This is a genomic window from Microbacterium xerophyticum (assembly GCF_053543555.1).
This window is the reverse complement of the sequence record NZ_JBLVOB010000006.1, coordinates 278,450-304,471: the sequence shown is the minus strand read 5'-3', so window position 1 is coordinate 304,471 and position 26,022 is coordinate 278,450. Positions and strand designations below refer to the sequence as shown.

30 protein-coding genes and 1 tRNA gene are annotated in these 26,022 nt (G+C 66.4%); 16 read left to right on the top strand and 15 right to left on the bottom strand.

Going from position 1 to position 26,022, the window contains the following annotated elements; genetic code table 11:
- Window positions 1–36: 36 nt before the first annotated feature.
- The 4 genes from ACNPNP_RS08115 to ACNPNP_RS08100 form a co-directional block, all read right to left on the bottom strand.
- Window positions 37–900, bottom strand: coding sequence for a CPBP family intramembrane glutamic endopeptidase (locus ACNPNP_RS08115; RefSeq protein ID WP_448965539.1), 864 nt, complete (start codon window positions 898–900; stop codon window positions 37–39).
- A gap of 114 nt (window positions 901–1,014) precedes the next feature.
- Window positions 1,015–1,704, bottom strand: a complete 690-nt coding sequence (locus ACNPNP_RS08110; protein WP_448965538.1) for a response regulator — start codon at window positions 1,702–1,704, stop codon at window positions 1,015–1,017.
- Window positions 1,701–2,816, bottom strand: coding sequence for a sensor histidine kinase (locus tag ACNPNP_RS08105; protein WP_448965537.1), 1,116 nt, complete (start codon window positions 2,814–2,816; stop codon window positions 1,701–1,703). Before ACNPNP_RS08105 ends, ACNPNP_RS08110 begins: the two co-directional genes overlap by 4 nt.
- A gap of 59 nt (window positions 2,817–2,875) precedes the next feature.
- A tRNA-Leu gene (locus ACNPNP_RS08100) sits at window positions 2,876–2,958 on the bottom strand.
- Between the two features lie 101 nt (window positions 2,959–3,059).
- On the opposite strand from ACNPNP_RS08100, the gene ACNPNP_RS08095 reads away from it, so the two are divergent.
- Window positions 3,060–3,686, top strand: a complete 627-nt coding sequence (locus ACNPNP_RS08095) for an ANTAR domain-containing response regulator (RefSeq protein WP_033107049.1) — start codon at window positions 3,060–3,062, stop codon at window positions 3,684–3,686.
- Window positions 3,683–4,225, top strand: a complete 543-nt coding sequence (locus ACNPNP_RS08090) for a GNAT family N-acetyltransferase (protein ID WP_448965536.1) — start codon at window positions 3,683–3,685, stop codon at window positions 4,223–4,225. The genes ACNPNP_RS08095 and ACNPNP_RS08090 overlap by 4 nt, the downstream gene beginning before the upstream one ends.
- An 18-nt stretch (window positions 4,226–4,243) precedes the next feature.
- On the opposite strand, the gene ACNPNP_RS08085 is transcribed toward ACNPNP_RS08090, so the two are convergent.
- On the bottom strand, window positions 4,244–4,630 hold the full coding sequence (locus ACNPNP_RS08085; RefSeq protein ID WP_448966147.1) for a hotdog fold thioesterase: 387 nt from the start codon (window positions 4,628–4,630) through the stop codon (window positions 4,244–4,246).
- Window positions 4,631–4,714: 84 nt separating this feature from the next.
- On the opposite strand from ACNPNP_RS08085, the gene polA reads away from it, so the two are divergent.
- The 8 genes from polA to ACNPNP_RS08045 all read left to right on the top strand — a co-directional run bounded on the left by polA (window position 4,715) and on the right by ACNPNP_RS08045 (window position 13,921).
- Window positions 4,715–7,348, top strand: coding sequence for a DNA polymerase I (polA, locus tag ACNPNP_RS08080; RefSeq protein WP_448965535.1), 2,634 nt, complete (start codon window positions 4,715–4,717; stop codon window positions 7,346–7,348).
- Window positions 7,349–7,396: 48 nt separating this feature from the next.
- On the top strand, window positions 7,397–9,073 hold the full coding sequence (locus tag ACNPNP_RS08075) for a DUF885 domain-containing protein (protein ID WP_448965534.1): 1,677 nt from the start codon (window positions 7,397–7,399) through the stop codon (window positions 9,071–9,073).
- Between the two features lie 8 nt (window positions 9,074–9,081).
- On the top strand, window positions 9,082–10,107 hold the full coding sequence (locus tag ACNPNP_RS08070; protein ID WP_448965533.1) for an LLM class flavin-dependent oxidoreductase: 1,026 nt from the start codon (window positions 9,082–9,084) through the stop codon (window positions 10,105–10,107).
- Window positions 10,104–11,456 carry an MFS transporter gene (locus ACNPNP_RS08065; protein ID WP_448965532.1) on the top strand — a complete coding sequence of 451 codons (1,353 nt, stop codon included), beginning with the start codon at window positions 10,104–10,106 and terminating at the stop codon, window positions 11,454–11,456. The genes ACNPNP_RS08070 and ACNPNP_RS08065 overlap by 4 nt, the downstream gene beginning before the upstream one ends.
- Before the next feature lie 35 nt (window positions 11,457–11,491).
- Entirely contained in the window at window positions 11,492–12,247 is a 756-nt protein-coding gene (locus tag ACNPNP_RS08060; RefSeq protein WP_448965531.1) for an SGNH/GDSL hydrolase family protein, read from the top strand.
- Window positions 12,244–12,873 (top strand): membrane protein YczE, encoded by a 630-nt coding sequence (gene yczE, locus ACNPNP_RS08055; RefSeq protein ID WP_448965530.1) that lies wholly within the window; start codon window positions 12,244–12,246, stop codon window positions 12,871–12,873. Before ACNPNP_RS08060 ends, yczE begins: the two co-directional genes overlap by 4 nt.
- Window positions 12,870–13,616: a formylglycine-generating enzyme family protein gene (locus tag ACNPNP_RS08050; RefSeq protein ID WP_448965529.1), complete on the top strand. Its 747-nt coding sequence runs from the start codon at window positions 12,870–12,872 to the stop codon at window positions 13,614–13,616. Before yczE ends, ACNPNP_RS08050 begins: the two co-directional genes overlap by 4 nt.
- Before the next feature lie 104 nt (window positions 13,617–13,720).
- Window positions 13,721–13,921 (top strand): DUF6458 family protein, encoded by a 201-nt coding sequence (locus tag ACNPNP_RS08045; protein ID WP_448965528.1) that lies wholly within the window; start codon window positions 13,721–13,723, stop codon window positions 13,919–13,921.
- Between the two features lie 10 nt (window positions 13,922–13,931).
- Here ACNPNP_RS08045 and ACNPNP_RS08040 read toward each other — a convergent pair whose 3' ends face one another.
- Both ACNPNP_RS08040 and ACNPNP_RS08035 read right to left on the bottom strand, forming a co-directional pair.
- Window positions 13,932–14,351 (bottom strand): GNAT family N-acetyltransferase, encoded by a 420-nt coding sequence (locus tag ACNPNP_RS08040; protein WP_448965527.1) that lies wholly within the window; start codon window positions 14,349–14,351, stop codon window positions 13,932–13,934.
- Window positions 14,348–15,679, bottom strand: a complete 1,332-nt coding sequence (locus ACNPNP_RS08035) for an MFS transporter (protein WP_448965526.1) — start codon at window positions 15,677–15,679, stop codon at window positions 14,348–14,350. Before ACNPNP_RS08035 ends, ACNPNP_RS08040 begins: the two co-directional genes overlap by 4 nt.
- 77 nt (window positions 15,680–15,756) lie before the next feature.
- Here ACNPNP_RS08035 and ACNPNP_RS08030 point away from each other — a divergent pair, with 77 nt between their 5' ends.
- Window positions 15,757–16,077, top strand: a complete 321-nt coding sequence (locus ACNPNP_RS08030) for a hypothetical protein (RefSeq protein WP_448965525.1) — start codon at window positions 15,757–15,759, stop codon at window positions 16,075–16,077.
- A 22-nt stretch (window positions 16,078–16,099) separates the two neighbouring features.
- Here the strand turns inward: ACNPNP_RS08030 and ACNPNP_RS08025 are convergent, their stop codons facing one another.
- A complete protein-coding gene (locus ACNPNP_RS08025) occupies window positions 16,100–16,951 on the bottom strand; it encodes an AraC family transcriptional regulator (protein WP_448965524.1) in 852 nt (283 codons plus the stop codon).
- Window positions 16,952–17,048: 97 nt separating this feature from the next.
- On the opposite strand from ACNPNP_RS08025, the gene ACNPNP_RS08020 reads away from it, so the two are divergent.
- Window positions 17,049–17,570 (top strand): GNAT family N-acetyltransferase, encoded by a 522-nt coding sequence (locus tag ACNPNP_RS08020; protein WP_448965523.1) that lies wholly within the window; start codon window positions 17,049–17,051, stop codon window positions 17,568–17,570.
- Here the strand turns inward: ACNPNP_RS08020 and ACNPNP_RS08015 are convergent.
- From ACNPNP_RS08015 to ACNPNP_RS08005, 3 genes are read right to left on the bottom strand one after another with little or no spacing between them, the layout of a single operon-like run.
- Window positions 17,545–18,465 carry an aminoglycoside phosphotransferase family protein gene (locus tag ACNPNP_RS08015; RefSeq protein ID WP_448965522.1) on the bottom strand — a complete coding sequence of 307 codons (921 nt, stop codon included), beginning with the start codon at window positions 18,463–18,465 and terminating at the stop codon, window positions 17,545–17,547. The genes ACNPNP_RS08020 and ACNPNP_RS08015 overlap by 26 nt on opposite strands.
- A gap of 25 nt (window positions 18,466–18,490) precedes the next feature.
- Window positions 18,491–18,784, bottom strand: coding sequence for a DUF1905 domain-containing protein (locus ACNPNP_RS08010; RefSeq protein ID WP_448965521.1), 294 nt, complete (start codon window positions 18,782–18,784; stop codon window positions 18,491–18,493).
- A gap of 25 nt (window positions 18,785–18,809) precedes the next feature.
- Window positions 18,810–19,190: a DUF1761 family protein gene (locus tag ACNPNP_RS08005; protein ID WP_448965520.1), complete on the bottom strand. Its 381-nt coding sequence runs from the start codon at window positions 19,188–19,190 to the stop codon at window positions 18,810–18,812.
- Window positions 19,191–19,267: 77 nt separating this feature from the next.
- Between ACNPNP_RS08005 and ACNPNP_RS08000 the strand changes: the two genes are divergently transcribed.
- Together ACNPNP_RS08000 and ACNPNP_RS07995 are read left to right on the top strand one after the other, a co-directional pair.
- Window positions 19,268–19,891: a TetR/AcrR family transcriptional regulator gene (locus tag ACNPNP_RS08000; protein WP_448965519.1), complete on the top strand. Its 624-nt coding sequence runs from the start codon at window positions 19,268–19,270 to the stop codon at window positions 19,889–19,891.
- A gap of 402 nt (window positions 19,892–20,293) precedes the next feature.
- The gene (locus tag ACNPNP_RS07995; RefSeq protein ID WP_448965518.1) at window positions 20,294–20,602 is read left to right on the top strand and encodes a DUF1330 domain-containing protein; all 309 of its coding nucleotides are present in this window, start codon (window positions 20,294–20,296) and stop codon (window positions 20,600–20,602) included.
- Window positions 20,603–20,637: 35 nt separating this feature from the next.
- On the opposite strand, the gene ACNPNP_RS07990 is transcribed toward ACNPNP_RS07995, so the two are convergent.
- The 3 genes from ACNPNP_RS07990 to ACNPNP_RS07980 are packed head-to-tail and all read right to left on the bottom strand — an operon-like array spanning window position 20,638 to window position 23,851.
- Window positions 20,638–22,995: an ATP-binding cassette domain-containing protein gene (locus ACNPNP_RS07990; protein WP_448965517.1), complete on the bottom strand. Its 2,358-nt coding sequence runs from the start codon at window positions 22,993–22,995 to the stop codon at window positions 20,638–20,640.
- Window positions 22,996–23,036: 41 nt separating this feature from the next.
- Window positions 23,037–23,447, bottom strand: coding sequence for a VOC family protein (locus tag ACNPNP_RS07985; RefSeq protein WP_448965516.1), 411 nt, complete (start codon window positions 23,445–23,447; stop codon window positions 23,037–23,039).
- Entirely contained in the window at window positions 23,444–23,851 is a 408-nt protein-coding gene (locus ACNPNP_RS07980; RefSeq protein WP_448966146.1) for a helix-turn-helix transcriptional regulator, read from the bottom strand. Before ACNPNP_RS07980 ends, ACNPNP_RS07985 begins: the two co-directional genes overlap by 4 nt.
- 142 nt (window positions 23,852–23,993) lie before the next feature.
- Between ACNPNP_RS07980 and ACNPNP_RS07975 the strand changes: the two genes are divergently transcribed.
- A complete protein-coding gene (locus ACNPNP_RS07975) occupies window positions 23,994–24,596 on the top strand; it encodes an HdeD family acid-resistance protein (protein ID WP_448965515.1) in 603 nt (200 codons plus the stop codon).
- Window positions 24,597–24,660: 64 nt separating this feature from the next.
- Here the strand turns inward: ACNPNP_RS07975 and ACNPNP_RS07970 are convergent, their stop codons facing one another.
- Window positions 24,661–25,425 carry an SDR family oxidoreductase gene (locus tag ACNPNP_RS07970; RefSeq protein WP_448965514.1) on the bottom strand — a complete coding sequence of 255 codons (765 nt, stop codon included), beginning with the start codon at window positions 25,423–25,425 and terminating at the stop codon, window positions 24,661–24,663.
- A gap of 122 nt (window positions 25,426–25,547) precedes the next feature.
- Here ACNPNP_RS07970 and ACNPNP_RS07965 point away from each other — a divergent pair, with 122 nt between their 5' ends.
- A complete protein-coding gene (locus ACNPNP_RS07965) occupies window positions 25,548–26,021 on the top strand; it encodes an NfeD family protein (protein ID WP_448965513.1) in 474 nt (157 codons plus the stop codon).
- The last annotated feature ends 1 nt before the right edge of the window (window position 26,022 follow it).

The window sequence follows — 26,022 nt, the reverse complement described above, 5'->3', positions numbered from 1 at the left end:
CCCCGCGGCCCCGCCCCTCTTCCGTTTCACGAACCGTCAGGCGCGGCCCACGATGCGTCCCCTGCGGCGTGCGATCGCGAGCAGGATTGCGGTGGCCGCGGAGCAGACGACGACCGCGATGACGCTCGCCTCCGGCCCGAACGAGCCACCGGTCAACCAGTCCGGCCCTGACGTGGTCGCGGTCACGATCGCCCCCCTCGACTCGCTGCCGGAAGTCACGGTGCCGAACACCGCGACCGTGGCGATGTTCCAGCCGAGGTGAAGCCCGATCGGAAGCCACAGCGAGCCGGTGGCGACATATGCGGCACCGAGCATGAGTCCGGCCTCGATCGCGATCGCGACCGCTCCCCACACTGTCGCACCGGGATTCACCAGGTGCACGAGGCCGAACAGGGCTGCGGAGACGGCAAGGGCGAGCCACGTGCCGGCGCGCTTCTGGACGAGTCCGAAGATCACGCCGCGGAAGAGCACCTCCTCTGCGACGGCGATCGCGCACATCATCCCGATGACGGTGAGCGCACCGCTGAGGGAGCCCCAGCCGGTGATCCGATAGCCGCCGAACAGGGCGAGGATTCCGACCGTCGCCGCCGACAGCAGAAGTCCGCCCGCGAACCCGAGCACGATCATCCGCTTCGCGTTCGCCGGGGCGAGCTCGACGGCCGGGCGTCGTTCGATGCGCAGGACCGCAAGGCGGTACACCCACAGGACCAGGACGGCGAGCAGAGCGCCGATCAGCAGCGCGGCGACCGGGTTCTCGAGCGCTGAGGCGATCGAGTTGGACACGATCATCACGAGCGCGAACCCGATGATCATGGTTGCTCCAGGCACCCATCTCCTGGACAGGATGCCTGTGCGCCCTGCGGCCGGCGCCGGCGGGGTGGTCTGTGGTGCGATGTTCATCGGATTCGTCTCCTCGATGCTTTCGGTGGGGTCGAGGAACACGCTACGGACGGCCTTGCGCCGTGGCATCACGCGGGAGGGGACACTTCCGGTAGCTCTGCAGAGGGATGCGTGTCAGGCGTCGCCGATGAGGCCGAGCCGATGGGCGAGGACCACCGCCTGCACGCGATCGCGTAGACCGAGCTTGCCGAGGATGCGGGAGACGTACGTCTTCACGGTCTCGTGGCTGATGACGAGTGCGAGGGCGATCTCCGCATTCGACAGCCCCTCGGCGATGAGGCGGAGCACCTCCAGCTCCCGCGCTGTCAACACATCCAGCTCGCTGCGATCGCGCTCCGCAGGGCGCACCCGCTCGGCATGACGGCCGATCAGCGCCCTGGTCACGGTGGGGGAGAGCAGTGATTCGCCTGCCGCCACCGTTCGGATAGCGTGGAGGAGTTCGGCGGGTCTGGCATCCTTCAGCAGGAAGCCGCTCGCGCCGGCGCGAAGCGCGTCGAGAACGAGCGCGTCAAGGTTGAACGTCGTGACGATCAGGATCTTGACCGGATCGACGACTCCGGGCCCGGCCATCAGCCGCGTGGCCTCGATGCCGTCCATCCGCGGCATCCGGATGTCCATCACCACGACGTCCGGCTTCTCCTGCTCCACCAACCGGAGCGCTGTCCGACCGTCGGACGCCTCGCCGACGACCTGCAGATCCTGTTGGGCGTCGATGATCGTGACGAAACCGGTGCGCACGAGGTCCTGGTCATCGCACACGATCACCCTGATGGGCGCCGCGTCCGAATCGGGATCGGCGATCATGCGGAGATCCGAGCGCGCACGGCGAATCCGTCTGCCGAAGGCCCGGCGGTGAACTCCCCGCCGAGAAGAGCGATGCGCTCACGCAGGCCGGCGAGTCCGTGTCCGCCCCCTCCCAGGCCCACTGCACCGGCGGTCTCGTTCGTCACCGTCACGTCGATCTCCGTCTCGTCGTAGCGAATCCGCACGCGGGTGGGGGCGCCGTTGGCGTGCTTGATCGCGTTCGTCAGGCTCTCCTGCACGACTCTGACCACCGCGAGCTCTCGGGCGGCATCGAGGGTGCGAGGTTCGCCCTCTCGGTCGAACTCGACCGGTTGACCTCCTGCGCGTGCGCGGTCCACCAGGTCCTGCACGTCCGTGATCGCCGGTGTCCGAACCGCATCGTCGACAGTACCGTCCAAGGCACCGAGGAGGCCGCGCAGATCCGTCAGCGCTGCCCTTCCGGTGTCGCCGATCATGACGAGCGACGCGCTGGTCCTCGTGGCGTCGTCCGTGCCGTACTGCGCGGCATCGGCCTGGACGACCATCGCCGTCACGTGATGCGTGATCACATCGTGCAGTTCCCTTGCGAGACGCGCGCGCTCGAGTTCGACCGCGACCCGCTCCGCCTCCGCGCTTCGGCGTCGCTGCGTCTGCACGCGATTGCGCATCCATGCGCCCACCACCCACAGCGACGCGAGCAGCAGCCCGAAGACGATGTGATCCAGTATCCGCGTCGGCGATCCGACGCCTCCCAGCGCGATGCACAGCAGTACGTATCCGACCGCTGCCGTGAGAGCGACCGACCGCCGATGCCGTCGTACGAGCGCCCCGGCTCCAACGACGGCGACCAGAAGCCCCAATGCGGCGAACGTGGTCGGGTATCCGAGCAGCTGGTAGGCGGCGAATGCCGTGCCGACGAGGGCAAGGCAGAGGGCGGGCCTGCTGCGCAGCAGTGCCACCGCCGCGCCCTGTGCGATCAGGAGCACCCATCCCCATGCGTCCATCGCACCGTCGGGAAGCTCCGCGAGGTCCACGCCCTGACGTTCCACACCGGGGACGAAGGACAACCCCACGAGTGCGGCAGCCGTCAGGATGTCCCAGTGCCGCCACACGGACGACAGGCGTTCATCCATGGGAACGGCCCTTCATCCGAATCAACGGGGTGACGGCATGAGCGCCTTCGCCACGAGAGTGCCGGCGGCGGGACTCGAACCCGCACGTCCTTTCGAACAAAGCATTTTGAGTGCTCCGCGTCTACCATTCCGCCACGCCGGCGCGTGGTGCGTCTACGACTTTAGCGCAGGAGGACGACCACTCCGGTGCGTTCGGCGGGTTCCTGGGACTGGTCACGGCCTCCTCTCCACTAGAATGGATTCGTGACCGAGCAAGAACAGGCAGAACCGGCTGAGCAGCCCACGGCATCCGCCCCGCGACGGGTCGTCGTCGCCGAAGACGAATCGCTGATCCGTCTCGACATCGTCGAGATCCTCCGCGACAACGGATTCGACGTCGTCGGTGAGGCAGGTGACGGAGAGACGGCAGTGGCACTGGCCACCGAGCTTCGCCCCGACCTGGTCATCATGGACGTCAAGATGCCGCAGCTCGACGGCATCAGCGCCGCAGAGAAGCTCCACAAGGGCAACATCGCGCCCGTCGTGCTTCTCACGGCATTCAGCCAGAAGGAGCTCGTCGAGCGTGCGAGTGAGGCCGGCGCGCTCGCGTACGTGGTCAAGCCGTTCACTCCCAACGATCTTCTTCCGGCGATAGAGATCGCCCTCGCCCGTCATGAGCAGATCATCACGCTCGAGGCCGAGGTCGCCGACATGGTCGAGCGCTTCGAGACCCGCAAGCTCGTCGACCGTGCCAAGGGCCTGCTCAACGAGAAGATGGGCCTCAGCGAGCCCGAGGCGTTCCGCTGGATCCAGAAGGCATCCATGGACCGTCGTCTGACGATGCAGGATGTCGCCAAGGCGATCATCGAGCAGCTCGCACCCAAGAAGTGACGTTCGACCTCGGCGACGGCATCCGCCTTCGTCCGGTCGGATCGGGTGACGCCGCGGCGTACGCTGCCGCCTACGACGCGAACCGCGCGCATCTCGCCCGCTGGGATCCGGGTCGTGATGAGAGCTTCTACACCGTCGCATGGCAGGACGGACTGGTGGCGCAGTATCTGCGCGACCACGCGGACGGACGAGCGGCCCGATTCGTGCTCGCCCATGACGACGGCCGCATCGTCGGGATCACGAATGTCGTCAACATCGTCAGGGGCGCGTTCCACAGCGCGGATCTCGGTTACTGGGTGGATGCGTCCCTCGTCGGCCGCGGAGTGATGAGCCGCGCCGTGGCCCTGGTGATCGGTCACGCCAGGGATCAGCTGGGCCTGCACCGTCTGCAGGCGGCCACGCTGGTCGAGAACGCGGCATCGCAGCGCGTGCTGATGCGCAACGGCTTCGCGCAGATCGGTCTGGCTCCGCGGTATCTGCGTATCGCGGGGCAGTGGCAGGATCACCTGCTGTTCCAGCGGATCCTCTCGGACGACTGAGCGCCGGAGCGTGCCCGGTCAGCGCGCTGGCATGTCCTTGATCATGTTCGTGATGCGGATTGTCGAACAACGACGACCCTGCTCGTCGCTCACGACGATCTCGTGAACGGCGACGCTGCGGCCCAGATGGATCGGCGTGCAGACGCCGGTCACGACACCTGAGGTGGCCGATCTCGTGTGCGTGGCGTTGATGTCGACGCCCACTGCCAGGCGGCCGGGCCCGGCATGCAGATTCGCGGCCATCGAGCCGAGCGATTCCCCGAGCACGACGTAGGCGCCTCCGTGCAGGAGCCCGACCGGCTGAGTGTTGCCCTCGACGGGCATGGTCGCGACGCTGCGCTCGATCGTGAACTCGGTGAACTCGATGCCCATCCGTTCGGCCAGAGTTCCCATGCCTCGCTCCATGACCCACTTCAATCCCGGTGTCAGGGTGGTCTCGCTCACGTGTCCTCCTCAGCGCATGTCCGTCGTCCTCGTTAGGCTGACAGGGTGACGGACTCCGCAAAGCCTACCCTCATGGTCGTCGACGGCCATTCGCTCGCCTATCGCGCGTTCTTCGCGCTGCCGGTCGAGAACTTCACGACGAAGGATCATCAGCACACGAACGCCATCTACGGCTTCCTGTCGATGCTCGTGAACCTGATCAAGGCCGAGAAGCCGACCCATATGGCGATCGCGTTCGACACATCGCGGCACTCGTTCCGCACCGATGTCTACCCCGAGTACAAGGCGACGCGTTCCGAGTCGCCGCAGGAGTTCCGCGGACAGGTGCCGCTGCTGCAGGACGTGCTGGCAGCCATGTCGATCCCCGTCCTCACTAAGGAGGGCATCGAGGCCGACGACATCCTCGCCACGCTGTCGGTGCAGGGCGCCGAACAGGGCTACGACGTGCTCCTCGTCTCGGGCGACCGCGACACGATCCAGCTCGTGAACGACAAGGTCACTCTGCTGTACCCCTCCGTGCAGGGCGTGTCGCAGCTCAAGCGCTACGACCCTGCGACCGTGCAGGAGCGCTACGGCGTGCGTCCGGAGCAGTACCCCGACATCGCCGCCCTCGTGGGCGAGACGAGCGACAACCTGCCCGGTGTGCCGAAGGTGGGCGAGAAGACCGCGGTGAAGTGGCTCACGCAGTTCGGCGGACTCGACGAGCTGCTCGAGCGCGCCGAGGAGATCAAGGGCGTGGTCGGCGGCAATCTGCGTGAGAACATGGACGCCGTCCGGCGCAACCGGCAGCTCAACCGCCTCCTCACCGACGTCGAGCTGACCGTCGTGCCGGCTGACCTCGCCGTCGCCCCGATCGACGCCCAGGCCGTGCGCGACATCTTCGCGCGGCTCGAGTTCCGCACCCTGCTCCCACGGGTGTTCGACGCGGTCGGCGCTGGCGATGAGGCCGTGCACGATGAGCCCGCGGTTCCGATGCCCGCGCCCGTCGAGGCGTCGGTCACCGAACTCGCCGCATGGATCGCCGCCCAGAGCGACGAACTGGCGGTAGCGCTCGTGACGAACGGAGGCGCGATATCGCGCATCGGTGTCTCGAGCCTCACCGAGCTCCGCGAGACCGACTGGAGCGACGCGACGGCGGATGCATTGCGACCCTGGCTGGAGTCCGACGCGAAGAAGGTGCTCAACGACGCCAAGCCTCAGGTGAAGGCTCTGCACCGCGCGGGCATCCGGCTCGGTGGTCTCGCCTACGACACTCTGCTGGCCGGGTGGCTGCTGCGGCCGAGCTTCCCCGACAAGACCCTCGCCCACCTCGTGGATCGCTACCTGGACGAGAAGCTGCCGGTGGCCGATCCCACCCAGCTCGTTCCCGAGACCGACGGAGCGACGCCGTCGCAGGAGGCGTGGTTCACGCTTCGCGCCGCGGCGGCACTGCGCGAAGACATCCCGGAATCGGTGGCGAAGGTGCTCACCGACATCGAACTGCCCACGCTGCTCGTCCTCGCCGACATGGAGATCTCCGGTGTCGCCGTGTCGCACGAGGTGCTCTCCACGTTCTCGGGCGAGCTCGCCGCACGCACCGACGGCCTCGCCGCCGATGCCTTCGCTCTGGTGGGCCGCGAGTTCAACCTCGGGTCGCCGAAGCAGCTGCAGGAGGTGCTGTTCGAAGACCTGCAACTGCCGAAGACCCGCAAGACCAAGACCGGGTACTCCACCGATGCCGCTGTGCTCGCCGATCTGCAGGAGAGCAACCCGCATCCGTTCCTCGATCTGCTGCTGCAGCACCGCGAGGCCACCAAGCTCCGCCAGATCATCGAGTCCCTCGACACCGCGATCCGTGACGATCACCGCGTCCACACGACGTACGTGCAGACCGGCAGCCAGACCGGCCGGCTCTCCAGCACCGACCCGAACCTGCAGAACATCCCTGTGCGCACCGAGGAGTCCCGGCGCATCCGCAGCGCGTTCGAGGTGGGTGAGGGGTACGAGACGCTGCTCACGGCCGACTATTCGCAGATCGAGATGCGCATCATGGCGCACCTCTCCGGCGATGAAGGTCTGATCGAGGCGTTCAACAGCGGTGAGGACCTCCACCGGTTCGTCGGCGCCCGTGTCTTCGGCGTCGACCCGTCCGAGGTCTCCTCCGCGATGCGCACGAAGGTCAAGGCCATGTCGTACGGACTCGTCTACGGCCTGTCCGCGTTCGGTCTGTCGAAGCAGCTGCGCATCGAGCAGTCGGAGGCTAAGCAGCTGATGCTCGAGTACTTCGCCCGGTTCGGCGCCGTACGCGACTACCTGCGTGCCTCGGTCGTGAAGGCGAAGGAGGTCGGTTACACCGAGACGATCTTCGGCCGCCGTCGTCCGTTCCCCGACCTCAGCAGCCCCAACCGCGTGCTGCGCGAGAACGCCGAACGCGCCGCACTCAATGCCCCCATCCAGGGCAGCGCCGCCGACATCATGAAGATCGCGCTGTACGAGATCCACGCCGACCTGACCGCCGCCGACCTCCGTTCCCGGGTTCTCCTGCAGATCCACGACGAGCTCGTGGTCGAGGTCGCCCCGGGGGAGTGGGACGCGACGGAGAAGATCGTGCGCACCCGCATGGCGGACGCGGCCGATCTGTCCGTCCCACTGGACGTCCAGGTCGGTCGGGGGCACGACTGGAACGAAGCCGCGCACTGAGGCTCGCAGCGCACGCTGCCGAGTCGGTCGCGGCGCTACGCTGAGGGGATGACGACTACCCCTCGCACGCCCTCAGCGATCGACCAGGTCGCAGAAGACTGGGTCGACACCCTCGTGAACCTCGCACCCACGCTCGGCACCTACATCGGTCGCAACGACGCGAACGACCGCTACGGCGATCTGAGCCCCGACGGCCAGGAGCAGTACGCGACCGAGGTGCGCAGGACGCTCGGTTCGCTGCGCGATCTGACTCCGGCAGACGCCGTGGACGAGGTCACCAAAGCCGACCTCGAAAGCGAGCTGACGCTCGACCTCGAGTTCCACGACGCCAAGTGGCACCTGCGCGACCTGAACGTGATCGCTTCGGCAGCGCAGGACATCCGTCAGGTGTACGACCTCATGCCCACCGCGACGGCCGAGGAGTGGTCCGTCATCGTGAAACGACTGGCCGCCGTCCCGACGGCGCTTCGCGGATACACGGCCACTCTGGCGGAAGGCATCGCGCAGGGCGTCGTTCCCGCACGCCGGCAGGTCACCGAAGTGGCCGATCAGATCGTCCGCTACACGGCCGATGACGGATTCTTCGCCTCCTTCGTCGCGGCTGCGACTCCCGATGAGGGCGAACTGCCGGCATCCCTCGCCCGCGAACTCGCCGACAGCGCATCTGCGGCGCGCGTCGCCTACGACGAGCTCAAGAACTTCCTGACCGGTACCCTCGCGCCCGCCGCGAGCGAGGTGGATGCCGTCGGCCGTGAACTCTACGCGCTCAACTCCCGTCGCTTCCTCGGCGCGGAGATCGACCTGGATGAGACCTACGAATGGGGCCGCGAGGAACTCGCGCGCATGGTCGCCGAGCAGACCGCGATCGCGAACGAGATCCTCCCCGGCTCCACCGTCGAAGAGGCGGTCGCGCATCTGGAGGCCGACCCCTCGCGGAAGCTGCACGGCACCGAGGCGCTGCAGCGCTGGATGCAGGAGACCAGCGACCGTGCGGTCACCGAGCTGGGCGCGACGCACTTCGACATTCCGGAGCAGATCCGCACGCTCGAATGCATGATCGCGCCGACGCAGGAGGGCGGGATCTACTACACCGGCCCGACCGACGACTTCTCGCGCCCCGGCAGGATGTGGTGGTCGGTGCCGGAGGGCGTCACCGAGTTCGACACCTGGCGCGAACTCACCACGGTGTATCACGAGGGCATTCCCGGCCATCACCTCCAGATCGGCCAGGCCGTCTACAACCGTGCCGAGCTGAACTCCTGGCGCCGGCTGCTCGCCGGTACCTCAGGGCATGCCGAGGGATGGGCGCTCTACGCAGAGCGACTCATGCAGCAGCTCGGATATCTCGACGACCCTGCCGACCGACTCGGCATGCTCGACGGCCAGCGCATGCGCGCTGCGCGCGTGGTGCTCGACATCGGAGTGCACCTGGGCAAGCCGCGACTCGACGGCAGCGGGACCTGGGATGCCGACTACGCACTCGACTTCATGCGCCGCAACGTCAACATGTCGGATGAGTTCGTCCGGTTCGAGGTGAACCGCTACCTCGGCTGGCCAGGACAGGCGCCTTCCTACAAGGTCGGCCAGCGGATCTGGGAACAGGTGCGCGACGCGTATCAGGCGCAGCAGGGCGATGCGTTCGACATCAAGCAGTTCCACAAGCGAGCGCTCGATCTCGGCGGGGTCGGTCTCGACACGCTGCGCACGTCGCTCGTGAACAGGTAGTCGCACAGATGGAACTCGAGTTCGGGCTGGACACGTTCGGCGACATCACTCGTGATTCCGACGGGAGGCTGCTGAGCGGGGCGCAGACGATCCGCAACGTCGTCGAGCAGGCCGTCCTCGCCGACAGCGTCGGTGTCGACTTCTTCGGAGTGGGCGAGCATCATCGTCAGGAGTTCGCCGTCTCGGCGCCGGAGATGGTGCTCGCCGCGATCGCGTCGCGCACGCAGCGGATCAGGCTGGGCACGGCGGTCACCGTGCTGTCCTCCGACGACCCCGTGCGGGTGTACGAGCGGTTCGCGACGCTGGACGCGTTGTCGGGCGGTCGTGCGGAGGTCGTGCTGGGGCGCGGCTCCTTCACCGAATCGTTCCCCCTGTTCGGCTTCGACCTCCGCGATTACGAGTCGCTGTTCGAGGAGAAGCTCGAGCTGTTCGTCGAACTCGCCAAGGAGAAGCCCGTCACGTGGTCGGGTACCGTGCGTCCCGCGCTCGTCGACGCCGACGTGTTCCCGAAGACCGAGAGCGGCCTTCGCACCTGGGTCGGCGTCGGAGGCAGCCCGGAATCCGTCGTGCGCGTCGCGCGACACGGTGTCGGACTGATGCTGGCGATCATCGGGGGCCCTGCCGCTCGGTTCGCTCCCTTCGTCGATCTGTACCACCGCTCGATCACAGCTTTCGGAACGCAGGAGCACCCGGTCGCGGTGCACTCTCCGGGGCACATCGCCGCCACGGATGAAGAGGCATGGGACGCCGCGTACACGGGGTTCGAGGCCATGAACAACACCATCGGCAAGGAGCGAGGATGGCCCGAATACAGCCGTGCGCGCTTCCAGAACGATGTCGGACCGGCAGGCGCGATCTACTCCGGTTCACCAGAGCGCGTCGCTCGGAAGATCGCAGACACCGTCAGGACTCTGGGAATCGGACGGTTCGATCTGAAGTACGCCACCGGCACCTTGGGGCATGAGCAGATGATGCGCAGCATCGAGCTCTACGGCACCGAGGTGATCCCTCGAGTCAGAGATCTGCTGAAATGAGCAACCCAGGCATCCCGAGCCGCGCATCGCTGGCGGAACGCCTCGACACACTGCCGTTCACGCGTCGGCACTTCCGGGTGCTCACGGGCTCCGGCGTCGGGTGGGCACTGGATGCGATGGACGTCGGCCTCATCTCGTTCGTCATCGCCGCGCTCGCGCAGCAGTGGGATCTGTCCAAGACCGAGACCGGGTGGATCGCCTCCGTCGGGTTCATCGGCATGGCGATCGGCGCCACTCTCGGCGGCCTGCTCGCTGATCGCCTCGGCCGGCGGCAGGTCTTCGCGATCACCCTGCTGGTGTACGGCGTCGCCACCGGCGCCAGCGCACTCGTCGGCGGGCTCGCGATGCTGCTGGTGCTGCGATTCTTCGTCGGGCTCGGCCTCGGTGCGGAGCTTCCTGTCGCGTCGACGTACGTGAGCGAGTTCGCGCCGCGCCGCATCCGGGGCCGTCTCATCGTCGTCCTCGAGGCGTTCTGGGCGGTCGGCTGGACCGCGGCCGCGCTGATCGGCTACTTCGTCATCCCGGCATCCGAATCCGGATGGCGCTGGGCGTTCGCGCTCGGTGCCGTGCCCGCAGTCTACGCCATCATCGTGCGCTGGGGCCTGCCCGAATCGCCTCGATGGCTGGCCTCACGCGGCAGGCTGTCGCAGGCGGAGCGGATCGTCGCAGCCTTCGAGGCGGATGCCGGCATCACCGCTGGCCCGCTCGTCCAGAAGACACCGGTGTCTCGCGCCATCGCCGACGACGCCGCGACACGCCTCGGTACGCTCTGGTATCCCGAGTTCAGGCTGCGGACGCTGTGCATCTGGCTGATCTGGTTCTGCGTGAACTTCGCCTACTACGGTGCGTTCATCTGGATCCCCAGCATTCTCGTCGATGCCGGCTACGACCTGGTCCGCTCCTTCGGCTTCACGCTGCTCATCACCCTCGCGCAGCTGCCAGGTTACGCAGTGGCCGCGTGGCTCATCGAGGTGTGGGGGCGCCGAACGACCCTTTCCGTCTTCCTCGCCGGCTCCGCGGTCTCGGCCGTGCTGTTCGGCACAGCCACCGGCATCGGGCCGATCATCGCGACAGGCATGGCGCTATCGTTCTTCAACCTCGGCGCATGGGGCGCGCTGTACGCGGTGACACCGGAGATCTACCCGACGTCGTTGCGCGGCACGGGAGCAGGGTGGGCTGCTGGCGTCGGCAGGATCGCATCGATCGTCGCTCCGCTGATGGTGCCGCTGCTGCTCGCCGCAGGGGGAGCCCCGCTGCTGTTCGCCATCTTCGCTGGTTTCTTCATCGTCGCCGCTATCGTGACGTGGGGCCTTGTCGATCGACGGGGCCAGGCGCTCGACGATCGATGATCCGACGTGCCCGTCCGCGGGCATAGGCTGGTTCGGTGAGTGATGTGAGATTCGTGGCGATCGGCGACTCGTTCACCGAGGGCGTCGGCGACGAGCTGCCGGACGGCCGCGTACGGGGATGGGCCGACATCGCCGCGCAGGGATGGGCGGATGCGGTCGGCCATCCCATCCAGTACGCGAACCTCGCGATCCGCGGAAAGCTCGCGTGGCCGATCGTGCAGGAGCAGCTCGAACCGGCGTTGGCGCTCAACCCCACGCATCTGTCGTTCAACGGGGGAGGCAACGACATGCTCCGTCCTCGTACCGATCTCGAGCACATCGCCGATGCCTTCTCGCGGGTTCTCCGTCGATGCGACGAACAGGGTGTCACGCTCATCGTGCTGTCCGGCGCGAACCCCGCAGGGCAACTGCCGATGGGGTCGATGATCCAACGTCGCGGCGACGAGCTCTCTGCGGCAGTGCTGCGGCGGATCGCGGAGCGCCCCGACGTCGTCCGTGCCTTGAACTGGCCCGACCGTGAGCTCGCGCGCAGTGCCTACTGGTCGGAGGACAGGCTTCACATGAATTCGTCCGGTCACCACAGGGTCGCGGCCAGGGTGCTGGAGGCGCTCGGTTACGAGCCTCCCGTCGAGTGGTGGGCCGCGAGCGAACTGCGAACCGGGGGAGCGGTCGGGCTCGCCTACTATCGCGAGCACGTCGGTCCGTGGGTGAAGCGTCGGCTGACGCGTACTTCTTCGGGCGATGGGCGCGCGGCCAAGTACGCGTCGTGGGTCGAACGAGCTCCGCAGTGAGATCGCTGCGCGGCCGCAGGCTCCCGCGTCGTTCGGTGCAACTGCTGATCGGTCTCTTCCTCTACGGCGTCGGCATCGCGTTCATGGTGCGCGGACAGATCGGCGCCGCACCGTGGGATGTGCTCTCGCAGGGGATCACCAACCACGTCCCGCTGTCGTTCGGGGTCGTCACGATCCTGGTGAGCATCGTGGTGCTCCTGCTGTGGATCCCGCTGCGTCAGAGACTCGGCATCGGTACCGTCCTCAACGCCCTTCTCGTAGGTCCGTCCGCCGACGTCGGTCTCGCGCTGATCCCCGCGGATCAGCCGCTGTGGCTGCGCGTGTGCTTCTTCGTGATCGGACTGCTCGTCCTCTCAGCTGCCACGGGACTCTACATCGGTGCCAACTTCGGTCCAGGTCCGCGCGACGGGCTGATGACCGGCCTGCACAAGAAGACCGGGTGGCGGATCTGGATCGTGCGAACGGGGATCGAGGTCGTCGTGGTCGCCGTCGGCTGGGCGCTCGGCGGAAACGTCGGCGTCGGCACGGTCGCATTCGCCCTCCTGGTCGGGCCGCTCTGCCAGTACTTCATGCGGGTGTTCGCGATCCCGACTCACACCCACCCCGAGAAGCGTGTCCCGGCATGAGCGATGTGGAGATGACGTCAGTGCCCGCGGGCGTCGTGACGCTTCATGACGCCCGGCGAGACCTGGTGCGCACGGTGGAGCTCGAGAGCTTCGAGATCGGGGTGTTCGCGGTCACCGAGGAGCAGATGGCCGAGATCGTCGGAATCGCCTCTCGGCACCCGAGGCGTCCGGCTGCGGATCTCAGCTGGCTGCGCGCGGTGCGCTTCTGCAACGCGGCCTCCGAGTGGGAGGGGCTCGATCCCGCGTACACGTTCGACGGCGAGGACGTGACGTGGCACGTGGACAGCGACGGGTACCGGCTGCCGACGGAGGCGGAGTGGGAACATGCATGCCGCGCAGGCTCCACAGGTCCGCACTATGGTGCGCTCACCGACATCGCGTGGACTGCCGCGGACGGCGTGACAGCCCCTCAGGACGTCGGTGGCAAGATGCCCAACCTCAACGGTCTCTTCGACACGCTCGGCAACGTGTGGGAGTGGTGCTGGGATCTGCTCGATCCCGCACGCTACGGCGACTACAGAGTGTTCCGCGGTGGTGGGTACGCCGATGATGCGTGGAGTGTGCGCGCCTCGGTCAGGCGTGGGGGAGCGCCGCGGATGCATCACGAGGACGTCGGGATGCGGGTGGCCCGCGGCGGATTCGACGGCGTCGACGCCGCGCAGGGATGGTCAGCGGCTGTCGACCTCGAGCGGTCGGCGTCGGATGACGCGCTGTCGGTCGGTTGGACCCCGCGCCGGCGCTGATCACCCCCCTTGCCTCCCACGACGATTGCTGGCATCGTCAGAACGAACAGCAATGGTGTGCTCGTCGACACAGGTGTCGCGACCGACATCGGGAAGGATCTCGCATGAGCATCGGCACAGGAATCGCGTTGTTCGTCATCGGAGCCATTCTCACGTTCGCGGTGAACGTGGAGGTCGAGTGGGCGAATCTCGACCTGATCGGCTACATCCTGATGGGCGCCGGCGCGGTCATCTTCGTCATCGGCTTGATCCTTCTCGCTTCCCGTCGCCGGAGGGATGCCTCGGCAGACGACACTGTGCTGTGACCGCTGCGCTTCAGGACATGCTCCGCACCATGTAGCGGGTCGGATCGTTCGGGTTCTCGAATCCGTATTGCGCATACAGCCCGTGGGCGTCGGCCGTCGCCAGCAGCATCCGCGTGAGTCCGAGCGGTTCCAGATCGGCGATCACGCCGTTGATCAGCATCTTCCCGATCCCGCGCGCTCGGACGTCGGACGAGACGAACACGTCGCACAACCAGGCGAACGTCACTCCATCGGTCACGACGCGGGCGTATGCGACCTGATCGCCGTTCGACGCATCCCACACTCCGTAGTTGCGAGATGCGTCGATCGCCGCGTCCTGCACCGCACGGGTGCGTCCCTTCGCCCAGTACGACTGCTCGCTGATCCAGCGATGCACGCGCGCGCGGTCGATCCGGTCGTCGGCCTGGAGGAAGGTGAAGTCTCCGGTCATCGTCTCCTCTTTCGTTCGGGGTCGAGTCCGATGCGGATCCGCGTGCGCTTGCGTTCGATGAGGATGAACGTCGTTCCCACGAGCCAGACCGGCACCTGGGCGAGGAACGCGACGCGGAAGGCGTCCAACGAATAGGTCTCCGGGCTGCCTGCACCCTGAAGGTCGAGTGCGAGGCCGATGAGGAAGATGACGATGAGCGCTGAGATGAATCCGCCGCCGTTGGTCAGCCCGGTGGCAGTGCTCAACCGATGGGCGGGGTTGTGCGTCCTGGCGTGGTCGAAAGCGATCATCGACGCCGGTCCACCGGTCGCGAGTGCGACCGCCAGGACGTACAGCAGCCAGATCGGCGCCGGGCCCGGCAGCAGCAGGACGACGATCCAGGCGAGCATCTGCATCCCGATCGCCGGCAGCACGAGGGCGAGCGAGCGCCGGTTCGGCATGCGCCCGGAGAGGTTGCCGATGATCGGCCCGAGCAGCATCCCGGCGACGACATACACGGAGATGATGGTGGCGGCCTGCGCCGTCGTGACACCCTCACCTGCTGTGAGGAACGGCATGCCCCACAGCAGAACGAAGGCGGTGCCGGCGAAAGGCGTCGTGAAATGCGACCAGAAAGCCAGGCGCGTACCCGGATGGGCCCACGCCGCACGGATGCCGACACCGGTGTCGATCGCCGATGTCACGACGCGCACGACCCCGGTGTCCGTGTTGACGGTGACGTCGGCGTGCAGTTCGGGCGGGCGGTTGCGGATCACGACCCACACGAGGATGGCGAAGAGGACGCCCAGACCGGCGATGCTGCCGAAGGTGATCGTCCAGCTCGTCGAATGCAGGAGAGCGGCGAGCGGGATCAGCGCGATCAGTTGACCCGCCTGTCCGAGCACACCGGTGAGCTGCACCATCACAGGCCCTCGCTGCGCCGGGAACCAGATCGCGATGAGTCGAAGCACCGCCGGGAACACCGCGGCATCGCCGGCGCCGAGGAGGATGCGTGCGACGATGGCGATGCCGATGCTGGGCGAGATCGCGATCGTGAGCTGGCCGAACGCCATCAGGATCATCCCGATCGTGATGATCGGGCGCGCACCGTGCTTGTCGAGAAGTACGCCGATGGGAATCTGCATGCCGCCGTACACGGCGAGTTGCACGACGGCGAAAAGGGACAGCGTCGAGGCATCCGCCTGGAATCTCTCCGCCGCATCCACACCGACAGCGCCGAGCGACGTCCGATTGGTGATCGCGAGCATGTACGCCGCCACGCCGACCGACCAGATCGACCACGCTCTCCACCCGATCGTGGAACCGGGGGAGGCGGGGGTGGTGCTCATCCGTTTCAGCTTACTCTCGGGGCGCGCACGAACCGACGCCGTACGGCGCTCACGCCGATCGCGTGGTGAAATGGAGCATGGCTGAATCCCCGTCGATCGCGATCTTCATCGAGGGTCGACCGCCCCTCGCTCCACCGCTTCTCAAAGAGCTCTACGGCATCACCCGCCGCTCGTCCGTGGAGTTGGCGGCAGCGATCGACGCCGGCAGAGATGTCTACGCCGCCGGGCTGTTCGGCAACGACCATGTGGACGTGGTGCCACGACTGGAGAAGACCGCCGAGTTCTGCGTGCGGAACGATCTCGCGTTCAGGATCGAAGAGACGTACGGCGGCGAGATCTCACAGATCGATCTTTCGACGCTGCGCAGCATCCTCGAGGCAGCAGGCGAACACCACTGAGCTCGATCGGAGATGAGCCCGCTCAGGCCGCGGGCGCAAGCCACGCGCGCGGCGAGCTGCCGAGGCGCTGGCTGAAGGCTCGGGAGAACGCGGATGCGCTCGCATAGCCGAGCTCCGCGGCGACGTCGGTCACGGACATGCCTGCGCGCAATCGGCTCTGCGCGATCGTGAGTCTCCATTCGGTCAGGTAGTCCGCAGCAGGACGTCCGACGACCTGCCTGAACCTCGCGGCGAACGCGCTGCGCGACATCCTCGCCTCGCGGGCCATCGCCTCGAGCGTCCACGGCTCACCCGGTGCTTCGTGCATCGCCACCAGCGCCGGCGCGAGCCGCTCATCCGACAAGCCGGGCAGAAGACCCTGCGGCAGCGCGAGATCGTTCGGATGGTCGAGAATCCACCTGAGCAGCTGTATGAGGACGACCTCGAAGAGTCGATCGGCGATGATCGGTCGTCCGCATCGGACGTTGTCGACCTCCGAGAACAGCAGTTCCAATGCGGGACGGAGTGCGTCGGCCTCTTTCAACGGAACGACGATGACCGCCGGGAGAGCGCGGACCAGTGGATGCGTCGCTCCGCCGTCGAAATCGAGCGTGGCACAGGCGAAGTCGGACTCATCATCAGGGGCGTTGAAGAACGTGTGATCCACAGGCCGCGGGAAGAACAGCAGGCTCGGCTCATCGATCTCCAGCCGCTCAGTCCTTCCCGTCTCGTGGACGATCGCCATCTCCACCTCGCCGCGGCGGAGGACATGAAGGAATCCGCGCCCGATGCTCGCCGAGAAGTCGGTCGCTCCGCACAGTGGGCCGGTGTGGAACAGGTGAGTGCGCACGCGGAAGCGTTCCAGCAGGGGAGACAGACGATCGATCGAGGCCACACAGCCATTGTTCTGGACGATCTGTCACGTAGTCAACAGCAGACGGTGCATTTCGTACGCCCTTGGCGATGTCGGAGGGCCATGCCATGGTGACCACATGAGCGATATCGAGCTGCGCCTGTGGTCGGAGCATGACGCCCCGCTGCTCCGGCGGGGAAACACCCCTGAGATGACCGTGCACATCGGTGGCCCTGAGACGGATGCGCAGTTGGGGGCGCGTCATGAACGGTATCTGCGCCTCTTGGCAGAGGGTGAAGCCCGACCGTTCGTGATCGTCGACGGCACCGAATCGGTGGGAGCGATCTGCTTCTGGAAGACGACATGGAGGGGAGTGGACGTATTCGAAGCGGGGTGGTTCATCGTCCCTGAGAGTCAGGGGAGGGGAGTGGGCTCTGCTGCCCTCTCGCTCGTCGTCGACGACGCGCGCGCCTTCGCGGGCGGGCGAAGGCTGCTCGTCGCTTTTCCCGACAGGGCGAACGGGCCGTCCAATGCTCTGTGTCGCAAGGCGGGGTTCGAACTCGCGGGGCAGCGAACGGAAGAGTTCCGCGGCGCCATGCTCAATATGAACGAGTGGGTCTTCGATCTGTCCGAAGTCAGGACGCCGTCGTCGTCGAGCTGATCTCGGGATCGGACAGGATCCGGCGCAGCGTGCTGCGGCCGAGCGCACTCATCCGAGGATTCGACTCCGAGTAGTACCAGACCAGGCCCATCGACTGTTGGAATGCCCATGCGGCGCCGCGTTGCCACTCGATCGCGTCGATCCTCAGCTCACCGCGGAGCACATCGCGCATGTCGCCGTCCAGCAGATGCCACGCGGCCACGAGGTCGAGCGCGGGATCCGCCGGGCCGAAGCCGCCGCCGTCGAGGACTCCGATCAACCTGTCCTCGTCCACGAGGAGATTCGCGGGAATCAGATCGCCGTGCGTCATCCGATCCGGTCCCGACGACGGGAGGGTGCGGAATCGCTCCCACAGTGCGCGGAGCTCCTCGACCGGGAGCATCTTCTTGCTCTCGTGCAGGCAGGTCTCGATCCATGAGTCGGAATCCCGCAGATCACCACCGCGCCCCGTGCCGGCGAAGCCTCGTCCGCCGGTGTCCGCGTTGCGCAGCACGCGCAGAAGGGAGATCAGATCCCGGGTGAAGCCGAGGGAGTCTGCGACTCCGTCCGGCGTGGCGACATCGCCGGGGATCCACGTCTGCACCGACCAGGGCAACGGGTAGTCATGCGCCGGCGTCCCGAGCGCGATGTGCAACGGCGTGTCCACCGGGCAGGTTGCGGCGAGCTCCTGCATCGCCGCCGCGTCCTTGCGAAGCAGCGTCAGCGCTTCGACGGGGTCCCCGGAGTTCAGGGGGAACCGCGCGGCAAGGCCATCACCAATCCTGAAGATCGCGTTGACCGTGCCACCACCGTCGACGTGGACGACGCCCTCTTCCCGCCACTGCGGGAACTGTTCTGCGATCAGTCGACGAGCGATCTCTTCATCGACGTGCAGTTGGCCCGCGTGCATCTTCATACCGTCGACGTTAGTAGGAGCCGCTTCAGTTGAGCCGTTGCGTGAGGTGGACGGTCACATCGTCGCCGTCGGTCTTGTCGATGGCTCTGCGGACCACGGCGGCGATCGGCAGCTTGTGCGTGCCGTCACCGAGAGCCATGAAAGAACCTCGGAACGGTTCACCGTCGACCGTGCCGACGACCTTGATCAGACCGCGGGTGCCGAAGATGCTCGAGGAATCGGGGAGCTGGACGCACGTCCAGGTGTCGCCATCACGAACTTTGCCGAGCGTCGCCGTGAATGTGATGTCCAACGGGCCGGGGCCGGTGGTGGGATTCATGCCAGATCTCCGTTCTCAGGTCTCATCAGACGAACAGCCCGATGATCGTACCGATGAGGACGAGTTTGATCGTCCAATCCAGCAGATGCACACCAGCGGTCGGGATCGCAGTGCTCTCGTGCACGACGCCGCCCATCAGCAGAATCGCGGGGAGGGTGACCAACGACAATCCGAGCAAGGCTCCGCTGCCCGCGTCACTCCACCCCGCGGCGATCATCAACCCCGCAATGAGGCCGGACGCGATGAGACTGCGCAGGACGACGGAGCCCATCTGCACCGCGGTGGACAGGCCAGGGCGCGCAGTGCTCGTCCTCGCCACCAGTGCGGACACCGCGGGGATCGCGTACAGGATCGCGCTGGCGAGGAATGACGCGACAGTGGCGGTGACGATTGCCAGGACGACCATGACATTCTCCTTCAGTACGGATGCGTACTAAAGAGTAGGACGTGACTTACGTACTGTCAAGTACTAAACTGTTCTGCATGTCAACAGCGCTTCGAGCAGCAGGACGACCGGCAGGCATGACAGGGGAGGAGCTGCTCGGCGTCGCACGAGCAGTGTTCCTCGAGCACGGCTATGCCGGCGCGTCCATGGACGAGGTCGCGAGACGCGCGAAGATCTCGAAGGCATCGCTGTACCGCGAGCACCCGTCGAAGCAGGAACTGTACGCCGCAGTCGTGAGCCAATGGGCGGCCGCGGGGAGGGGCTCGATGCGGCCCGCGCTGGAAGGCCTCGTCGCAGCGAGCGACATCCGCGCAGGGCTCATCGAACTCGCCGAGACGATGCGCGCAGGCATTCTGAGCCCGCCGGTGCTGCGCATGCGCAGATTGGTCACGGGCGAAGCGCTCACGCAGCCGGACGTCGCGGCCATGTACCTCGAGAAGAGCTGGCAGACGAACGTCCGGAACCTCGCCGAGGCTCTTCAGGAGATTTCGGCGCACGGGCACCTGCGAATCCACGACGCTCATGCCGCAGCAGAGCAGTTCACCTGGCTGGTCATCGGTGCGCCGCTGAACGCGAAGCTGCTCACAGATGAAGAGACACCCGTGAGCGCGCCGGTGGACGGAGCGGTAGACCTGTTCCTCGCCGGCTACGCCGCCGAGTGAGGACTGACGGTGCGACCTCCACGAGCGCAACGCACACGCTGACCAGCACACGAGAGCGGGGCTCCCGTCGTTCGATCTGACATAATGTGCATTATCGGCATATATCGAGGGTGGTGCACCACCGCGGGAGAACATCTGTTGCACTGCTCCAGCACTCGCGGCTGGCGCAGCCGGAACCGCCGCGCTGCACGTGCCCACAGGAACGCCCACACATCTGAGCGACGACAGATGTCGTCAGTTGCACGACCTCGTAGGGTCGCGCTCACATCCGAGACGGCGCTGCCGCACTGGTCCTTCGCCGCCCAACACTCACCCCTCGCGTTCGGGTGGACCCAACCTCGAGAACCGACCTTCGAAACTGACATAATATGAACCGCCCGCTGAGGACCTTATGCTGAACCAATGCCTGAGAACTCTTCCGCATTGATGCTGTGCTGCCTTCTCTGGGCCCACCCTGGACGAGCGGCTCAGATGGCGCGCTATGAGGATGCTGTGATCGCGTTGCTCATGGATCACGGAGCCGAGATCATGCAGCGCGTGGCAAGCGACGGTGCTGACGGGCAGCCTGACGAAGTTCAGTTGTATCGTTTTCCCGACCAGCGTGCGCTCGACGACTTCCTCGCGGACCCGCGGCGGCAGGAACTCGCTTCCGAGCGTGAGCGTGTGATCGAGCGAACCGAACTCTTCCCCGTGCACTCGATCACGCACTGAGCGATCAGCGAAGGCGGCCCGACGACATTCTCCGCCTAGACGCCGACGTACTGAGCGAGGTGCTCCCCCGTCACCGTCGACTTCGACGCGACCAGCTCCGCGGGCACTCCCTCGAACACCCCGCGGCCGCCGTCGTGCCCTGCGCCGGGACCGATGTCGATGATCCAGTCGGCATGGGCCATGACGGCCTGATGGTGCTCGATCACGATGACCGTCTTGCCGGCATCCACGAGGCGATCCAGCAGACCGAGGATCTTGTCGACATCAGCGAGATGCAGTCCGGTCGTGGGCTCGTCGAGAACGTAGACGTCGCCTTTCTCTCCCATCTGGATCGCCAGTTTCACGCGCTGACGCTCTCCGCCCGACAACGTCGACAGCGGCTGACCCAGCGACAGGTACCCGAGCCCGACGTCCTCGAGCCGCCCGAGGATCGCACCCACCGCGGGAATCTTCGCTTCACCATCAGAGAAGAACTGCCGCGCTTCGGACACCGGCAGATCCAGGACCTCGGTGATGTCCTTCCCTGCGAGCTTGTAGTCCAGCACGCCGGCCTGGAAACGCTTGCCCCCGCAGTCCTCGCACGGCGTCTCGATCGTGTCCATGAACCCGAGCTGGGTGACGATGACTCCCGCACCCTTGCATGACGGGCAGGCGCCTTCGGAATTCGCACTGAACAGTGCGGGTTTCACCCCGTTCGCCTTCGCGAACGCTTTGCGGATCGGCTCGAGCATGCCGGTGTACGTGGCCGGGTTGCTGCGCCGCGACCCCTTGATGGCGCTCTGATCGATCGCCACCACGCCCTCTCGGCCGGTCACCGAACCATGGATCAGCGAACTCTTGCCCGAGCCGGCGACCCCGGTCACCACGGTCAGCACTCCGGTGGGGATGTCGACGTCTACGTGCTGCAGGTTGTTCTCGTCGGCGCCTCGTACCTCGATCGCGCCGTTCCTGTCGCGGACCGCCGCCTTGAGTGTGGCCCGATCATCCAGGTGCGTGCCGGTGAGCGTGCCGCTCGCTCGCAACCCGTCGAGCGTGCCCTCGAAACAGATCTCGCCGCCTGCCGACCCCGCACCCGGTCCCAGATCGACGACGTGGTCGGCGATCGCGATGGTCTCCGGCTTGTGCTCGACGACGAGCACGGTGTTCCCCTTGTCGCGCAACTGCAGCAGCAGGGAGTTCATGCGCTGGATGTCGTGCGGATGCAGCCCGACGGTGGGCTCGTCGAACACGTACGTGACGTCGGTCAGGGATGAGCCCAGATGCCGGAGCATCTTGATCCTCTGCGCCTCTCCCCCGGACAGCGTGCCGGAGGGACGATCGAGGCTCAGATAACCGAGTCCGAGGGTGACGAACGCGGCGAGATTCGCGCTCAGTGCCTTCAGCAGCGGACCCGCCTCCGGCAGGTCCAGTCCGCGCACCCAGGCCTCGAGGTCGGTGACCTGCATCCGGCATGCATCAGCGATGCTGACCCCGGCGATCTTCGACGACCGCGCACCCTCTGTGAGGCGCGTGCCCTCGCACTCCGGGCACGTCGCGAACGTCGCCACCCTCTCGACGAACGCGCGGATGTGCGGCTGCAGTGCGTCGATGTCCTTCGACAGCATGGACTTGGTGATCTTCGGGATGAGTCCCTCGTAGGTCATGTTGATGCCCGAGATCTTCACCTTGGTGACCTCGCCGTAGAGGAAGAGATGCCGTTGCTTATCGGTGAACTCGATGATCGGCTTGTCGGCCGGATAGAAACCCGACTGCGAGAAGCCCTTCACCATCCAGCCGTCGGCGGTGTAGCCGGGCACCATGATCGCGCCCTCGTCGAGAGACTTCGACTCGTCGACGATCTGGGCGAGGTCGAGGTCGGAGACCGCTCCCCTGCCTTCGCATCTCGGGCACATGCCGCCGAGATAGATGGCATCTTTGACGATCTTCTTCTCGCCACCTGGACCGGTCATCACTCCACTGGCCTTCTGCGTGGGGATGTTGAACGAGAACGCGGTCGGTCCGCCGATGTACGGCCGCCCGAGTTTACTGAACAGGATGCGCAGCATCGCGTTCGCGTCGGTGACCGTGCCCACCGTGGACCGCGGGTTCGCTCCGAGCCGTTCCTGATCGACGATGATCGACGTCGTGAGGCCCTCGAGCACATCGACGTCGGGACGCGGGACCGACGGCATGAACCCCTGCACGAAGGCGCTGTAGGTCTCGTCGATCATGCGACGGGACTCCGCCGCGATCGTGTCGAACACCAATGAGCTCTTCCCCGAGCCGGACACACCGGTGAAGACGGTGAGCCGCCGCTTCGGGATGTCGACACTGACTTCCTTGAGGTTGTTCTCCCGTGCTCCCTGCACGCGGATCAGATCATGGGAGTCGGCGGTGTGCGAAACGTCGGCCATCGTCATCCTTCGGCGGGGTGTCAGTGCTGGTGGCGGGGTGTTCAGGCGGTCTGGTTGATGCGGAGCAGGTTACCGGCGGGATCGCGCACAGCACAGTCCCTCTCGCCGTACGGCTGATCCATCGGCTCCTGCACGATGTCCGCGCCGCGCGCGACGAGTCGGTCGAAGAGCCCGTCGAGGTCGTCGCTCGCGAGCGTGAGCGCACCGTAGCTGCCCTTCGCGATGAGCTCGAGGATCGTGCGACGCTCGTCATCGCTGATCCCCGGGTCCGTGGCCGGCGGATGCAGGACTACCGAGGTCTGCGGCTGACCGACAGGGCCGACCGTCAGCCAGCGCATGCCGTCGTATCCGACGTCCTTGCGCAACTCGAAACCGAGCACGTCGCGGTAGAAGCCGAGCGCGGCTTCCGCATCCGTGTGGGGCAGGAACGCGTAGTGGATGGTGATGTTCATGATGCCCAGATTAGGTTGGCTCCGGTGCGCGGCGCTTCTTGATTCCTGATCGGTCTGGTGACGTGCTTGATCTGGAAGTTCGGGATGCCGGAGATGTCGGCCGCCCGCTCCCTGTACACGCTCGGCGGCACACCGACCAGTTCGGTGAAACGCGTGCTGAAAGTGCCCAGCGAAGACGAACCGACTTCGAAGCAGACCTCGGTCACGCTGAGATCACCGCGGCGCAGGAGCGCCATCGCCCGTTCGACCCTCCGTGTCATCAGGTACGAGTACGGCGACTCGCCGTATGCCGTCTTGAACTGCCGGCTCAGATGCCCTGCCGACATGTGCACGCCACGCGCCAATGCCTCGACATCGAGCGGTTTCGCGTACTCACGATCGATGCGGTCGCGGACGTGACGCATGACCACCAGTTCGCGCAGGCGCTCGTGATCGATGGCATGTGTCGGCACATTCCGATACTCCCACGGACCAGGGACATTTCGACCGCCCTGCACGCTACGCTGATCGAATCCTCACAGGAGCTTCCCAGAAAGGCACTCCCCCATGTCTGAAACGTTCGCCGAAGCGAAGTCACTGTTCAAATCGATCCGCATCACGCTCGCGATCTCCGGCGCGATCGCACTCATCGCCGGCATCGTCATCCTCGTATGGCCGCTGAAGACAGCGGTGCTCGTGACCGGCATCATCGCCGCGTACCTGATCCTCGCCGGCATCGTGTACGTCGGGCTCGGAATCTTCTCCGGGAAGAAGGGCGGCTGGGCCAGAGCCGGGCACATCGTGCTGGGCGTGCTCTACATCGCCGCGGGCGTCATCGCGTTCACGAACCTCACCGCTGTGACGGTCACGCTCGCCTACATCACCGTCATCTTCATCGGCATCAGCTGGATCGTCGACGGCATCGTCTCGCTCACGCTGCTCCACAAGGACGGCTCGAGGGCGTGGACCATCATCTACGCGATCCTCAGCATCGTCGCGGGTGTCATCGTGATCTTCTCGCCGTTGCTCGCCGTGGTCGCCCTCTGGTGGATCCTCGGGATCACGCTCGTCGTGCTCGGAGTCATCCAGATCGTCCGCGCGATCACGCTCGGACGGGACGAGAAGGCCGCTGCCGCCGCATACACCGAGAGCACTGCGCCCGTCGAGTGAGTTCACGAACACGCGAACGGCCGACCCTGCGCACGCGGGGCCGGCCGTTCGACGTTGCGGAGTGCTATTCGGCGGCGAATCCGCTCGTGTCGCCGACCAGGCGGGTGTTGTCCGCCGGGACGGGCTCGACAGCAGCCAGAACCACCTCGGCGGCGAACTCCGATACGTTGTAGAGCTTGCCCGCAGACCCGCGGCGCTCGGCGATCGCGCCGGGGTTCGCACGCTCGAGGAGCGTGGCCGTGATGGTGCCTTCGATCATGTCGCCGGACACGACGGTGAAGCCGATGCCCTTCGCCTCGAGAGCGGGGATCAGTTCGCGGAGCGCGTCCTCGCCGGCGCGCTTCGAGCGCGCGACGGGCTCGTACTCCGGCATCGTCGGGGTGGTGCGGATGAAGTGCGCCTGGTGGCTCGTCACGAAGACGACGCGCGATCCCTCGCCGAGCAGCGGCAGCGCCGCGTTCAGCACGCTCAGCTGCGCATCGCGATTCAGCGTGAGCGCATAGTCCTCGGCCATCCCTGATTCCATGCCCCCTGATGCGTTCAGGACGAGCACGTCGAGTCGGCCGTACTCCGAGCGCACCTGCTCGAACATGTCGGCGACGGATGCCGGATCCGTGAGATCGGCGCCGACGACGAGCGCACGACCGCCGAGTTCGCGCAGCTGCGCGGCGAGCTTCTCGGCCCGCGGCGCCTTGTTGCGGAAGTTGATCACGACGTCCGCACCCGCCTCGGCGAAGTATCGGACGGTGTCGGCACCGATGCCCCGCGACGAGCCGGTGACGAGGGCGACCTTTCCGGCGAGAGAACCTGCGGGCAGAACGTCGGTCACGGTGACTCCTAGCGATGCGGGGAACGCCGCGAACGGCGCGGCACATTCACCCTATCAATCCGCTTTCACCCGCCCGGATCGCGCCCCTCCACCGTGGTAGGTTGACGACAAGAGGAGGGCACATGGACGACGTATCCGTCTTCATCGACCTGGTCACGGAATGGGCGTGGATCGGCTGGCTGGTGCTGATCGCCGTGTTCCTCGTGATCGAGATGCTGACCCTCGACTTCACCTTCCTGATGCTCGCCCTCGGCAGCGGGATCGGATTGCTCACCGGCGTGTTCGGGCTGCCGGTGTGGGCGCAGCTGATCGGCGCCGCGGCCGCGGCCGCGCTGTTCATCCTCGTCATCCGTCCTCCGCTGCTCAAGCGGCTGCACCGTGGTGAGGATCCGACGAAGTCCAACGTCGACGCGCTCATCGGACTGCGCGGCACAGCGCTGGCCGACATCACGCGCGTCTCCGGGCAGGTGAAGGTCAGCAACGGCGACACGTGGACCGCCCGCACGGAGACGGCCGTCCCCATCCCCGAGGGAGCCCCTGTCGCCATCGCCGCGATCAACGGTGCAACCGCCATCGTCCGTCCCGTCAACGACTAGG